This is a genomic window from Persicirhabdus sediminis (genome assembly GCF_016595495.1).
Classification (GTDB): Bacteria; Verrucomicrobiota; Verrucomicrobiia; order Verrucomicrobiales; family Akkermansiaceae; genus Persicirhabdus; species Persicirhabdus sediminis.
This window is the reverse complement of record NZ_JAENIM010000043.1, coordinates 91,995-106,812: the sequence shown is the minus strand read 5'-3', so window position 1 is coordinate 106,812 and position 14,818 is coordinate 91,995. Positions and strand designations below refer to the sequence as shown.

9 protein-coding genes are annotated in these 14,818 nt (G+C 47.5%); 1 reads left to right on the top strand and 8 read right to left on the bottom strand.

What is annotated here, in order from left to right; all coding sequences use genetic code 11:
• Nucleotides 1–205 precede the first annotated feature (205 nt).
• Nucleotides 206–1,435: a hypothetical protein gene (locus JIN82_RS13355; protein WP_200312157.1), complete on the bottom strand. Its 1,230-nt coding sequence runs from the start codon at nucleotides 1,433–1,435 to the stop codon at nucleotides 206–208.
• A gap of 843 nt (nucleotides 1,436–2,278) precedes the next feature.
• Here JIN82_RS13355 and JIN82_RS13350 point away from each other — a divergent pair.
• On the top strand, nucleotides 2,279–4,639 hold the full coding sequence (locus JIN82_RS13350; RefSeq protein WP_200312156.1) for a LamG-like jellyroll fold domain-containing protein: 2,361 nt from the start codon (nucleotides 2,279–2,281) through the stop codon (nucleotides 4,637–4,639).
• Between the two features lie 103 nt (nucleotides 4,640–4,742).
• Here the strand turns inward: JIN82_RS13350 and JIN82_RS13345 are convergent, their stop codons facing one another.
• The 7 genes from JIN82_RS13345 to JIN82_RS13315 all read right to left on the bottom strand — a co-directional run bounded on the left by JIN82_RS13345 (nucleotide 4,743) and on the right by JIN82_RS13315 (nucleotide 14,543).
• Nucleotides 4,743–5,345 (bottom strand): RNA polymerase sigma factor, encoded by a 603-nt coding sequence (locus JIN82_RS13345; protein WP_200312155.1) that lies wholly within the window; start codon nucleotides 5,343–5,345, stop codon nucleotides 4,743–4,745.
• Between the two features lie 15 nt (nucleotides 5,346–5,360).
• Entirely contained in the window at nucleotides 5,361–7,346 is a 1,986-nt protein-coding gene (locus tag JIN82_RS13340; RefSeq protein ID WP_200312154.1) for a serine/threonine protein kinase, read from the bottom strand.
• 479 nt (nucleotides 7,347–7,825) lie between these two features.
• Nucleotides 7,826–8,755, bottom strand: a complete 930-nt coding sequence (locus tag JIN82_RS13335; protein WP_234042017.1) for a 2-dehydropantoate 2-reductase — start codon at nucleotides 8,753–8,755, stop codon at nucleotides 7,826–7,828.
• Between the two features lie 15 nt (nucleotides 8,756–8,770).
• Nucleotides 8,771–10,120: an adenosylmethionine--8-amino-7-oxononanoate transaminase gene (gene bioA, locus JIN82_RS13330; protein ID WP_200312152.1), complete on the bottom strand. Its 1,350-nt coding sequence runs from the start codon at nucleotides 10,118–10,120 to the stop codon at nucleotides 8,771–8,773.
• A 261-nt stretch (nucleotides 10,121–10,381) separates the two neighbouring features.
• Nucleotides 10,382–10,840 (bottom strand): universal stress protein, encoded by a 459-nt coding sequence (locus JIN82_RS13325; protein WP_200312151.1) that lies wholly within the window; start codon nucleotides 10,838–10,840, stop codon nucleotides 10,382–10,384.
• Nucleotides 10,841–11,298: 458 nt separating this feature from the next.
• Nucleotides 11,299–12,801, bottom strand: coding sequence for a hypothetical protein (locus tag JIN82_RS13320; protein ID WP_200312150.1), 1,503 nt, complete (start codon nucleotides 12,799–12,801; stop codon nucleotides 11,299–11,301).
• 50 nt (nucleotides 12,802–12,851) lie between these two features.
• The gene (locus JIN82_RS13315; protein ID WP_200312149.1) at nucleotides 12,852–14,543 is read right to left on the bottom strand and encodes a hypothetical protein; all 1,692 of its coding nucleotides are present in this window, start codon (nucleotides 14,541–14,543) and stop codon (nucleotides 12,852–12,854) included.
• Nucleotides 14,544–14,818 lie beyond the last annotated feature (275 nt).

The window sequence follows — 14,818 nt, the reverse complement described above, 5'->3', positions numbered from 1 at the left end:
ATCCGAACAAATTTTGAAAAATAGCTCCCATTTTTCACAGATAAGTCAGTCTATTTATATGACGACTATTTCTGCTCACCAATAGGAGCGAATCAGGCTCAGCCACCTTTCCTGATCATCATCAACAATCAGGAAGGTGACCTTTTATCTTAAAATCAAAACCATTCCAGCTAGAGATCTGCCAGAATGGTATCATGCCTCGCGTCTAGCGCTTACGAGGATCTGGCTTGTGCCCAAATAGCGGCAAGGCATCCTTGGTCAAATCAACCTTATCAGGTCTGATAGATGATGAATTGTACTTACCACCTTTGAGGCCTAGCAAGTAATCGCGTGGATGTTCGCCAAACCAATGCCAGAAATATTCGCCGTAGGAATGAATCGCCAAACGGTCAAAGCTCTCATGGTCCTTAAATTTATCCACCGTGGTATGCATCATGTCTTCCCAGGTCACCGAGCTAGACGCTCCCACCTTAAAGCGAGTTTTTGCATCTTCCTCAACCAATTTGCCATGCCAGGTTTCTTTCTCAGAACCGTCCCAAAGCCCGGTCAAATCGGCCACCTCACTACCAATCGCAGCACTGCGTCCAATCGAGTCCGCATAAGCGATAACCTCCTTCGACCAATTATAAACCGAATTCGGGCTGCTGCTATATGCCATCAGCACACTGTGATGCAGCCAGTCCTGCATGTGCTCGTTCATCAGCTTATTCTCGCCATTCCAGTTCACTTTCTGGTTCCGCCATTTAGGACGTAGCGCTTGTGAGGTGAGCAAATCAGAGCCTGACTTTTCGATCCAATCGTAGGCCTTCTTAGTATTCTCCAGTAAACCTTTGTAAACAGCCGGGTTGTTTGGCTCTTGGTCACAGTGAATCCCAGCAAAACGATAGTTAGGATGCTTCTTGTTAAAATTATCTACCGACTTGGCGATATTAAGAATCTGGTCCGTATCCTTCATCAAAGTGCGGCTATCCCGCTCATCATTGAGGTAGTACATGTACCAGACTTGGATACCTCTCGCATTCGCCTCCTTCAGAAATGGAATCATTCTTTTCTCCACTGAAGTTAGCTTGCCCGCTTTAAATTCAGATGCCTGATACTGGTAAATGCCACATGACATATAGAGCACTCGGATCGACTTGTTCTCACAAAAATCAAAAAATAGATCCATTGAGCCTTTGTAGTTATCGTAAAACCTCTCGTTAGCCTTGACGTCTCTATCCCAGAATTTGTTGGCGCGTTTGTCACCACCTGTCGGAATGGGATTCCACACCCACATCGCCCGGCGCGCAGCCACATCGTATTTTGCCCAGCCAGATGGCCCATTCCATTCCGCTGCATACAATTTGCCCACCGGCAAACTACTAAACAAGCTCACTAAGAATAACAAAACGGCTTTCATCAACGCCCCTCTATGTAATTTAAGATTAGTTTTCATAACATTATATGGGGATCATTATTTGCCATCTGGGGGCATCAACGCCCGTTTATTCCAATAGCGAAACTCAGTAACCCAAAACTGACCACTAAGCCCAAGGATCCAATACGTCCAACTGTTAAGTTCATCACTCATTCATTAGTTGACCTAGCCGATAATTATTTACCTTTGCCGATTACCTGATGTGCCTAATCACATTCTCACAGCTCACTCGGCGAAATGGTTTTATGCCAAACTAACAATGAGATCACGCCGTCGATTTATCAGCTCGAATGGTATAACATACTCCAAAAGAACCAGACATGTATCAGCCTCAACAAAGCTGCAAATAACAACTCAGCCGAGCATAAAAAACACCCTGATACAGCCCTCGATAAGCAAACCCAGCAGATCAAATAAACCTGTAAATCAAACGCTGAAAATCGAGCCAGTAACTGGGCTGCCAGCTGGTGAATCAAAAATTCTCCGCCCCCAAGTTCGATCACTTCAATGCTTTAAAACTCGGGTTTTGTTATACGAATCGTTTAACGTTTACTTCATTTTTCCATTTAGTAAATTCCATTTAATTCGAGCAAGATCACTAGATTTTAATAACTAGCCAGTCTTTTTGAATTCAACAAATACACATGTGATTCTAAGCGCTCGCCGAGCTAACACTTAAAATGTTATCCCGTCTCACTGTTTAGAAAAACAACAATCACCCTGTCAAACTCCGGCAATACTTTCACATCTATCCAGCTAGCTTCACTCACTAGGCACAAAGGTAGATATTACCGGCAAGTTGAATCCTAACAAGCACACCTAAACCCCGTATGTTAACAAAGCTATCGAGCACAACAAACAATGAAGAGCGTTCTATCAAATAGAAAAAATATCGCTAAACTCCTTGCGTCCATCGCCTTAGTTACCAGCGGCGCAGCTATTGCCGAACAGGCAAGCCCATCCACACTCAACTCAACTGAAATCAAAATATTTTCACTCAATGCCTGGCATGGAGGAACTAAAGTAACGGATGGTGTCAACAAAATCGCTGACTCAGTGATTGCCACAGATGCCGACATTGTCGCCCTCTCTGAAACCTCATCAACATATACCATCCCTGAGGAACTGCTCACCTCTCTATCAGCAAAAGGGCACAAAGACTACACTGGCTTCCGTGTCTCAGGCGATGTCTCGCTGATCACTCGCTATCCTATTCTCAGCTCAGGCAGTGTTTCTTCCAAAGGTGGATCTATCATGTACTACCGCCTTGAGCTGCCCTCAGGAGATCCGCTCACCGTCTGCGTGGCACACCTAGATTATACCAGCTATGCGCTCAACCTACCCCGTGGTTACTGGGGCGGTAAGGGCAACGACGGCTGGGGCGAAATCAATGCTAATAACTGGTACCTTACCACTGATGTCGCTGAGATCATGAAATACGATCAAAACTCAAAACGAGACGAAGCGCTTGCTGATTTTATTTCCTTTGCGAAAAAACTATCTGATGCTGGTGAAGACGTCGTCTTAGCGGGTGACTTCAATGATGCCTCCCACCTCGACTGGGTGGACTCTACTCGCAACATGTATGGACACAACGGGCTCGTCATCCCTTGGACTAACAGCATCACGCTAGCTAACAATGGATGGATAGATAGTTATCGTGAACTCTACCCAAACCCAGCAACTCACCCAGGCGCCACTTGGCCATCCGAGGCCTATGGCACTGGCTCTACCAGCTGGACACCCAAAAGTGACGAACGCGATCGCATTGACTACATCTACTATAACCAAAAAACTCTTCAGGCTGTGGAGTCAGCGGTAGTCGGATCTCGTAACTATTACCTCAAGGATAAACTCAATACCATGAACTCAAGTGACAACTTTGTTGGCACTGATTTGAAGTGGCCAAGTGATCACAAAGGCGTGCTCACCACCTTCACTCTAGCTTCAGCAGCAGCTGATCGCCCAAGCTCTAATGCTGGTGCTAACCAATCAATCGCTGATAGTGATGAACTCCCTGGTGAATATGTCACCTTGGACGGATCAGGCTCATCCACACCGGTAGGCCGCATCGTCAAATACGAATGGCTGCTCAATGGTGTTGTCATCGCCGAAGGGGTAAACCCAACAGTTCGCCTAGCTGATGGTCAGCATACTATCACACTGCGAGTGACTAACGAGCTAGAGCTCTCCGCTTCATCTACAGTTTCTATCTACGTGGCTGCAGCTACTAACCTCTTAGGAGGTCTGCAAGCTTACTACCCGCTAGATGTTAACCTAGAGGATGCCTCTGGAAATGGCCGCCACGGCAGCTCAACAAGATCATTAGTCTACAACCGTGGCCCAGTAGGAAACGCCATCAGCTTCACCAACCAGAACAGATACATCACACTCAACGGAGGATCTGACATCCCTGTGCCGTGGACTGCATCTATGTGGATCAAACGTAATACCGCCACGGATTGGTCAAAGCTACTTGGCTCCAGCTCGGGATCTAACTATATTTTCTTTGAAAACTGGGAAGAACCACGCAGCATTGGTACAGGTTACAAAGGAGAAGATGATTACCTGTTCGGCTACGTAGCTCCAGGCAACACTTGGCTTCACCTAACCTTTGTGGCGAGCAACTCAAGCGTTGATCTATACGTTGATGGCAGCAAAGTAGGCTCTAGCATTCGTCCATCTGGCTCTATTGCATGCCCGCTCGGCACCATTGGTGGCCCTGACGAAGAAAGCCCATTGGCTGACCTAGATGAAATCGCCGTTTGGAACCGCGCGCTCAGCACTGACGAAATCAAAGAGCTCCGCGCCAAGGGTCTAGCAGGCCAGCCTCTAATGATCATTGATTCTGATGGCGATGGCATCCCTGATTACTGGGAAATCATGCACGGACTTGATCCTAACGATCCTACTGACGGTGCCGGAGACCTCAGCGGCAACGGCTATAGCAACCTGAATGAATACCTCGCCGGAACAGATCCTAACAATCCTGCCGATTTCTTCAGAACAGAAATGCGCAAGACTGACAATGGCTCAGCCATCGACATCTCATGGTTCAGCGTAGCAAACAGAAAGTATTCCATCTTAAAATCTACCAACATGGTAGACTGGACCACCTATGCAGCTGACATCTCAGCCACCCCGCCTGAAAATAAAGCGACCGTAGAAACTCCAGCTAACGAAGCGGCTGGCTTCTACCGAGTGAAGGTAGAGATGAAATAAGCTATCAATAACATCTCACAGCCCGCATGCATATCTCATCTATGCATGCGGGCTTTTTTGTACCCCCCACATGATTGATGATACCTAACAAGCGCCAAAGCTATTATTCCAGCTCTGCGCGCAACCGCTTCACTTCAGCAATCAAAGAAGCCTTAACGCGTGTCTTCAGGCGATAGACAGACTCCGGCTTCACATCTAACGTTTCTGCAATTTCTTGCGCTTCCATGCCCTGCAGGCTCAGACGGAACGACTGAATTGCATTGTCAGAAAAATGCGGACGAATGTTATCGAGCGCTTTGTTAGTCAAATGCATGCGCCAAGACTCATCTTCAAATAAGTCGGAAGCTGGCACTTGCACCGAGTTCAAGTAATCGCGCTCCTTCTCTTGCGTCACCTTATCCATCAGCGCCATCTGCCGGTTTCTCTTGCGAATATAGTCGATCACACAATTGCGAGTCACCGTGCTCAGCCAGCTGCGAAACCTGCCCTTCTTGCCCGTACTATCCAGCGCGGGAATCTTCTCCCACAGCTTAATCATCACCTGCTGCACCAGCTCATCGCGATCCGCCTCATTGATGTTCATGTTGCGAATCACCGTGTAGATGTACCCTTGATAGATCGTTACAAACTCATCCCATGACTGATTATCATCCAGCTCCTTTAAGCGGTTGATTAAGCTAATTCGTGTCTTGTATGGATCAGGCATAGTTTTGATTTTCAATTATGGCAGGACTTCAACTTCGAAGTTCTTTTTCATCTGCTTGAGCATTTTTCCAGAAATCTCCGACTCGCTAACAATAAGCTTTTTCACCCCCATCTCTTTCGCCAGGTTGATGCTGAAACGATGAAATGGGAACCGTGGCATATTTACCATTTTTAGAGTTTCCACATTTAGCGGCTTCAGTTCAAACATATTTGTTAGCGGAGTATTGCTAATATCTAGGTATTCAAACTTGATCCCCTCTAGCACGTTGACCTGGTAAAGCCCCGGAACTAACAACCGATAGGTACTATACAGCCCATCAGATAAATCCAGCCGGAAGCCGTTCTTTCCTCGCTCTATCCGAAATGGCTCAAAATCATCGCCGTACGGGCAATTCATGCTCCACAAAATGGCTTCAGCCAATGGCATATAAGCACCAGGACGATTAATCCCATCTGCATACCTACGCCTCATATGATGGTAATACAATGCGTAGCTGAATTGTTGATAGACTTTGAGGTTAGGAGATACAAATATAGCCGCCAAATCTCTATCGCTAAGCAACCTTTTCTCGTGAGGTTTCAGCTTCGCATAATACTTGGTAGTGTGCATTAGATGGTGTGCATAATGCTCATCACTTTCCTTAAAACAGTCATAGGCGGCATTAAACTCCTGCAATACAAAATACTGCACGCCGAGCTGCATCATCAAGTTGCTGCGCAAACGAGGGCTTAGGTCTTGCTCTAACTTCGCCCTGATCAGCTGAATGGTAGTGCGCGGTGTCCGCGCATCCACGCTTGTGGTGATCAGACTCATCATGCGGTTCACGTCCTCACCCATCTGCTGCACAATATCGTGCTCTTTTTGATAGAGATGAAGGTTTCTATCAGCTAACTCCTTCGCTTTAACCGCTTCGTTTCTTTCGTTGTTGATCACCGCGCTGGAAATCATCCCCAGAAAGGCAATCAGAGCTGACACCCCAGCTAACAAACTAACGACTTTAGAATGTCGCAGCGCCCATAGCCACGCTTTTTTGGGCAAGCTAGCTTGCTGTGCTTGAGTAGCAAATCCTCGAATATAACTAAGCACATCTCTACGCAGAGCCAGCACACTAGGGTAACGGTCCTCTTTTTCAGTAGATAGAGCCTTCAGCGCAACCGCTGCTAGACCGCTTGAAATCGCTCGCTCTGTAAATGGCCTAACCTTACCGCCTCTAATCTTCGAAACCGAATCCGTCAGCTCGCCTTCAGAGATCGGCGAGTTCCCAGTGAGAATGAAATACAGCAGCCCGCCAAGTGCATAAATATCACTGAGCTCACTCACATCTCCATCCAATGTCGTCTGCTCTGGCGCCATATAACCAATGGTTCCTCGCATATTGCCGCGCAAGTTAGTCGCGCGCTCAAATTGACCATCTAACTCCCTGCGGTCAGCTGAAAATGTCTCCGCGTCTACGATCTTTGCTAGCCCCCAATCGCAGATGAAAAGTTCACCAAAGTGACCCAAGCGAATGTTGTCAGGTTTCAGGTCGAGATGGACCACACCACGCGAGTGCGCATAATCAATGGCGTCACATATTTTTAGGAAAACTTCTAGCAGATCAGGCAGCTTCTCAAGTCGCGCTTTTTTATCCAGCTCATCCACCTGCTCGCGCAAACTCCCAGCTGGCAGCAAGTCCATAGTGAAATAGGCTGAATTCAGCTCGTCCACACCAATGTCGTGCACACTGAGTATGTTAGGGTGTTCGAGGTTGGCAATCAAACAAGCCTCGCGGAGAAACTCTTCTTTATCCAGCTCGCTGTCCTCATTTTTGGCGTAGGCCATAGCCACCTTGCGGCCAAGGTGCAAGTCAACCGCTTCGAAAACGCGTTTCTCGCCACCGCCACCAATGGACGCGCCCACTTCATAGCGATCTGTAAAAGTATAAAGCGTATTCAGAATTGGCGTGAGCTGGTCTTTCTCGTCAGCCGTTAGATCATCAACATCACTGTCGTAGAAATCCATTAACGCTCTGTCCAATTCATCCGCCATTGCTAAGCAACAAGATACTGTATGAATCCAGCAGTTCTGTCACTCTGAAAAATATCTAGCAAATGAGTCCATCAAACAGCTGATTTGCAGACCCCTTTGCCAGCCCATACTGGCAAAGGAGCATAGGCATCGTGAGAAATCATTCCCCCTAATGCCCCCCAGCTCGTCGCCAACACCACCCATTGAGTTGGCGATTTACTGAGAAATCTGCAAAGCCCTCACTCACATGAGGCCTAATCACGCGATTCACTCAGCTCACGCGCCTTGCGGCGCACAAAGCAAGCGTTCGACTGTCGCGATGCTAAAACGGTTAACTTCCGTGCGACAAGCTATCATTTAGCGTCAATTCAAATGACGTTTCACTGCCGCGCCCCCTTTAGATGTGACCAAACGCGTGTATAAAGCCAGCCAATGGTTGGCTGGCCATGCTAACGAAAATAGCTATGCCAAACTTATGAATTGCTAGAGCGAAGCCGCTGCACAATTCGTCCGTGCAGTGCTTCCATTTCTGGAACCGCCACACCCAGCTGCTGGGCAATGCGCAGCGGATTGGTCCAAATAGCATCCAGCTCGACGGCGCGTCCTTCCACGTAGTCAATCATGCTAGATGGGCGATACGGGCCCATCGGCCGCGTCACCTCGATTTGTTTTTCTAAAAACCGATCTGAGATCTGATGGCCTAAAGCAGCTGCGACAGCCTGCACCTCAGCCATCAATGCTCGCACCTTGCGCTCCACCTCAGGGTTAGCCAAGAGCTGCTCGGTATCCACACCGCCTTCGGCAATCGCCAAGCCGTTAAACGGAATGTTCCAGACTAACTTCGCCCACTGAGCGTACTCAAGGTTATCAGCTGGTTGGGCGTCAATTTCCGCTGCAGTTAGAAATTCTAGCCAATCAGCCAATCGATCATTGCCAGCTGGCTGGAATTCTCCAATGACAATTTTCCCTGAAGCGGTATGTCTAACGTGACCAGGAGACAAGCGGTTGATGCAGACAAAACACAATCCTCCCAGAATCCGCTGAGCGCCAAATAGTTTGGCAAGATCCTCCACATTGCCGAGTCCATTCTGCAATGTTAGTATGTTGGTATTTTCTCCAATCAATGGGCTAACAGCCGACTCATAATGCTCATTGGCAGTAGCCTTCCACGCGATGATGACCAAATCCACTGGCCCAACCTCAGCAGCAGAGCGCGCAGCTAACACCTCATCTGCAGCCAGCTGAAAATCACCCGCCACACTTTCCACCGTGATGCCATTTTCACAAACCGCATCATAGTCTGAGCGCAGGATAAAATGCACCTCGGCACCAGCCTTAGCCAGCCGCGCACCGTAATACAGGCCAATCGCACCCGCCCCAACAATAGCCACCTTTTTCTTCATCTCTATCATCACCTTCTAATGATTAAAATATGCTTTCATCGTCTTCGCCATCGCCGCCACCAGCTGGCGCAGCTCATCTTCTGTGATGCTCAGCGGCGGCATCACCACGATGGTATCCAACACCGGGCGCGTCAATAGACCAAACTCGCGCGCTTTCACACACCAATGTTCGCCCAATCTATCATCTAGCGGAAATTTCTTTCCATCCAGCTGGCGCAGCTCCACACCAGCGACAAAGCCACACTGGCGGATGTCGTAAATCTCTACAAATTCCTCAGCCAGCTCGCCTAGTAACTCGCTCAGTAGCTGGATTTTTCCAGCCAGCTGGGCCAAGGTATTTTCACTCTCAAACAAGTCTAAATTTGCCAATGCCACCGCACAACCTAACTGGTTAGCCGTGTAGCTATGACCGTAGTAGAATGCGCGATCCGCCGAGCCAATAAATGCGGAATAAATCTTCTCGTTAGTAAGCGTGGCAGCCAGCGGCAAATATCCACCCGTCAGCCCCTTAGCCAAACAAAGAAAATCAGGCTCCACAGCTTCGTGCTGGCAGGCAAACATCTTACCCGTGCGGCCAAATCCCGTCATCACTTCATCAAAAATCAAATGCACATCGTGAGCATCACACCACTCGCGCAGCTTCACTAACATGCCTTCTGGCCAGACGTGAATCTGGTTCACTCCCTGCACCATCGGCTCTATCACCAAAGCGGCCACATTTTCCAGCTGGCTAGAATCTAACTCAACCAACTGCTCTACCGAACTCACATGGCGCACAGGCATGCCAAAACTACGAAACCGGCTCGCAAAAGCATCCACTCCACCCAGCGATGCCGCGCCCATGGTATCGCCGTGGTAGCAGCTATCAAAGGCAATGATTTCACATTTCTCCCCCTGGCCTACCAGCTGGCGGTACTGCACCTCCATCTTCAGCGCACACTCCATCGCCGTAGAGCCATCATCTGAAAAAAAGACCCGCTGGAGGGAAGTAAAATAACCAGCGAGCCGCTCAGCCAGCTCGCTCGCCCGTGGATTGGCAAAGCCCAAATAACTCGTATGGCACACCTTCTGCGCCTGTTCAGCCAGCGCGGCATTTAGCACTGGATGGGCGTGCCCGTGTACATTCGTCCAGATCGACGAATTGCCATCGATGTACCGATTCCCCTGCGAATCCTCCAGCCACACACCTTCACCAGCCACCAGAACCAGCGGCTGGTGGTCAGCAGCACACCACTCCGCCTGGCGGGTGAACGGGTGCCATCCATGACGTTTATCTGCTTCAATCCATTTCTCCGTGCTCACGATGCAAAAAATTGCCGCAGATCTCCCCACCAGCCAATCATAATTATCTAATCGGCTGATCATTATCTAGCTAGCCAATGCTAGCTAGATCACCCCAAGGGTAGCGGGAAGATGCCATTTGCGCGGTGAAAAATCGCCAGCGCAAACTGCGATCCCCCTCAATGCCAAGGTGAAAGATCGGCGTCTAGCTGGCTAGTCGTTCACCGACAAATTCAGGCCTAGCTGAAAAGTCAGGCGCGTGTGAGATAAACTCAGCCAGCTGAGCCAGTCTATTTGTTAGCATGAAAACAAAACCATGCCAGCTAGTGATCTGGTAGAATGGTATTATTCTTGTTTATCTTTCTTCTTTGGTGCGGGAACCACCATGATAGGTACTTTTGATCGTCTAATGGCACCTTCAGCCACACTTCCCAATAACAAACTACCCAGCCAGCCGTGACCGTGAGCACCGAGGATCAACATATCAGCCTCTATCTCATCCACAAACTCCAACAGGGTGAACAATGGCGAACCTTCTAGCAACTTGGTCACCACGCCTACCGCGCCCATTTCCTCCACTGCCTGATCCAACCTTTTCTGGCCACGTTTCGCAGCCTCAGCCTGGTATTCATGCATCGCAGGAAATTCATCCGCAGTAAATCCATACGCCGTATACACCGGCTCAGCCTCCACCACATGGACTAGATACAATGTTTCATTCAATGCCCTAGCCAGCTTACCGGCTTCTGCAATTACCAGTGGGGTGGTATCGGAGAAATCTAATGCCGCAACAATCCTTTTCATAGCAATATCACCTATACTACCTCTCTTTCAAATCTGCAAGCGATCTAGAGAATATGATAGCCAAATAACAAACAACGATTGAATTGTTACCATTTGCATTCCAGTCACTTATAAAAACAAGCTATCAAACTAGCATCTCACCCAGCAGATGCAAAAAATTGGGCCCGTGCTTAAACCAAAACCACGGACACACGATCTAGATTAAAAGACAGATAATTTAAATGTAACAATCCTAATTTAGGCCGAAAAGGATTCAAAAGTAGCTGGAGTCGAAGTATTTCCTCATTCTGGATTACCTATGTGCGAGTTCAGATAAGCTTACCCTTCATACTTTGGCGAAGGGGATATCGAAAGTCTTCACCTAAGCTAGCAGATGTCCTGATGCAGCTAGGCGGCAATTGCCAACGAATGGCATCCCGAGCATGAATGGGGTCGAGGTCGAGGCGATTCAGTCACATTTATAATGACTTACAAGTCTTACAGCAGAATTCACACTCTGGGCAAATGAGGTATCCACAATCACATGTGCAGCATTCTCCCCAGACCAAGGGCGTGTTACCACAGGGTTTTAATTTTCCCGCTGCCGTTGTTGTCCACCCTCCGCAATAGGTAACGAGTGTCTGCCATGAGCTGTCCTCACCGTCACGGGCGCCTCTTAGACTATTCAGGCCTATCAGCCGGAAGCTTTTAAATCTTTTTAACTCCTCGGTCTTGTTTTTCCATAGCTTAGATAGGCAAGCCAGAAGTGCTCCCACAGTTTCTAGTGGATCGTATACAAACATTGGCGTTAGTTTATCATTGCTGGCTGCACCAGTGTAGATAAGGCTCTCTATGGCCCGGGCATTATAATCGCGTTCTTGTTGGAGACTATTTATAAAATGCTTGAGTACAGATAAGTAAATGACAGGTAATGATAGACCTAGAGTCTGGATGCCTTCAGCAAGGACACGTTCATAGCTGTACCTACTGAACCCCAGAGGACGAATTGATTTTGCTAACTGTAAGATTTTGTATTCATCTGGCGCTGATTCGTCTATGGAAGCTTGCTCAAGAGCGATACACTGAATGAGTCTCTGGCGGAGCTGATATACTTCAGGCTGATGTTCAAAGGTCCATGGGGGTAACATTCTCTGCCCACATAAGGCAAAATCGATAATTAAACCATCGCCTGAAAAATGCCTAATCATGCCGTCGATGACTTTCTGCGACGTCAGGCCTAGGTACAACACTTCTCCTGGCTCCGCTGTTATCTTTTTATAGTGAACATAGCTGGATAATGCCCCAGCAATTTGGACCTCTTGCCTCTTCCTAGTAGACCTATAGTCTGAGGTAAACTTGAAGTTGGGTACGCAATGCCGAGTGTATGATTTGGGATTCAGCTCAGACCTCCTCGAATTTTTAACATCCACGTATAAGATCCCGCCTCTTGGCTTTGATGGTTGAACCCTCAGGTCGTAGAGCTTCCAGTCACCATTGTTATCCTCGTTTATCTGGCTAGCGGCAATATCATCAACTGTATAGTTATTGCTCTCAAAGTACTCGGCAACGGCCTTCTCCGCTAGTCTTGCAGATAACATACGAGTAAGTGTAGCCTCTTTGTTTTCAGAGCTTTCGCCTTGAGCCCATATCTTAACGAGCTCAATGTCACTGCCATTTGGAGATGAAGGAGCAACCAAAGTGCCATTGACCCTAGCTGCATGATGAATAGCTGGTAATTGAGAGCGTAGTTTTTCTGCCGCGACATAAATAAAGTAATTGGCCTTACTAACGAATCCTTCAGAATAGCGCTTAGGCTCTGACTTCCAAAATGAATAATTCGATCCATCATCCCAACCCACCTTGACGCGATCATCATCAACAATGATCACTTCGCCGGGCCCGTCATTAAGATGATAAACTTTCTGGTGAAGTTTGAAATCATTAAGATCCAACCTTGGTAGATTTTGGGAGGTGAATTTCATGTCGGGTTGAGAATTTTGGTAGCCGAAGTCGTGACGGGTTCCTCACAGGATCAATTGATGAAATTAGGAGAGCGGCTAGAGTCTATAGTAGTATTCGAACTGACTAGTGTTGCTATTGCCTCTATGCAATTGGTTACTGACGTAAGTATAATTCTACATGATTTAAGGTGATCTATTTCATCTTCAGGAAGACCAAATAGAGTTAAAGCACTTTTGGCAGTAGATGAGGTAATGTGTGCATCACCTTGACGGAGGTCATTGATCCCGACCAGTGCTGTGGTCATGTCGCGACCGTTTCCTCCTAATTGCTCTAGATAGAGGCCAACAATCTTTAGAGAACGAAATTTTTTCCTTTTAGCTTCAGCTTTATTCCCCTCCGTAAGCAGGGACGTTAGGTGCGGCAGATCAATACGCTCAATCAGAATCTTCACCAACTGTTTACTGAGAGAGCATACATCTTCAAAAGAACCCGAATGAAAGCGATGCAACTTCCTGGCAAGCTCAGTTTCGTCAGGAACGTTCCTAAGTAATGGAGATGATGTCTTCTCCTCAAATACAGCGTTAAGCCCTCTAATAGCTTTTACTAGGCGTTTCTCCGGAGCTATCGTCCCAGCAAAGTATGCTCTCACTTGCATGAGATTGAGCTCTTCTCCTATCGAGCCTTCTGGTGTTATGTTATGACCAACAAGTGACTTCTGTATCCATAGAGGGAGCCTAGCTATGTCCTTCGCGAAAATCGTGATTAGATTGCACTCGTTTATTCCGAACTGAAAATGCGCATCCCCAATAGACAAAGTTCCTGTCATCAATGACCCCATGGAAAGGTTTGCGTGATCTAGCTCAAGCATCGAGCTGATTAGGTTTGGCGAAAAATACAACCACGTGCTGCTATTTTCTAGCTCGGCAGCTGTAGCTGTTTCATTTGATTGAGCGTCTACGATAAATTGAATGTGAGAAGGTTCATCACAGCTGCCAACGCGATAACTTGCTTTTGCAGGTTCGACCACCTCAGTCCACCAGATTCTACCCTGAGCATGATGTATTGGCTTATCCATATATGTAGCCTCATGATGCCCATCCCATTCACCATGAATAAAGTTGCGATCACGTCCCCCTAGATCCCAGCCCGCCAATTCAGCTGTACTCCCAGTCGTTTCTCTCAGAACAAATCCCCCGAGAATTAGTTGGCTATCTCTGGCCCGAAGGTAATCCTTTAGAAATTCAGCTCTGATTTCTAGTAGATAGGGAGCCCCATCTGCACAAATCTTAAGCCTAGCGACCTCCACGTTACCTTCTTCTGGCCGGATCCATGAGTTACCTCGCCGGAGCAGATTTAGGGATAAAGCTATCTCCTGATGTAGTTCCCAGTGGGCGTGCTCCTGACCCACATAGTGTTTCTTGATCACTGGATACAATCCATGAAAATTTGAAGTGTTGTCATGGTAGAAATATCCGGGAATATGAAACGACACCTCATCAGTCCAAGCGTTTGAAATCGAGCCAGAGGTAATGGTCTCCCAATCTGGATGCCCTAATTCTTCTACTGAACTTCTTAACATGACGACGCTATCAACGTCCCAACATTCATTGAAATAACCATCCTCGCCCGGTTGAAGTCCGTTCTTATTAGAACTGTTTTGGATCGCAAGAGGTATCCAAGTGCTCGTTGTCATTTGGCTGAATTCAAGGTCTGATAAGGATAGCCAGCCAGCAACTGAATCTTGGTCGGGAAAATTATTCATGGTGAGTGGTTTGCGGGACGGCTTTAATTGTCAGGGAAGCCAGATGGGAGAGGTCTGAAACTTTGTATGTTTAGATTATTTCTGACTCGTTTAAGAACGGAGGACCAGAGCAAAATAGTTTAAGCCCCATAGAACATAGTTAGGCTTGTCCATTGGACAGCTAAATAACACGCTATATTTTTCCTGTGCCTCACCTAAAAATGGATGCCTGAAACCCCATTTGTCGAGGATCTATATAACTCTACTAAACAGACTAAAGCATGGTTTTCCTAGAA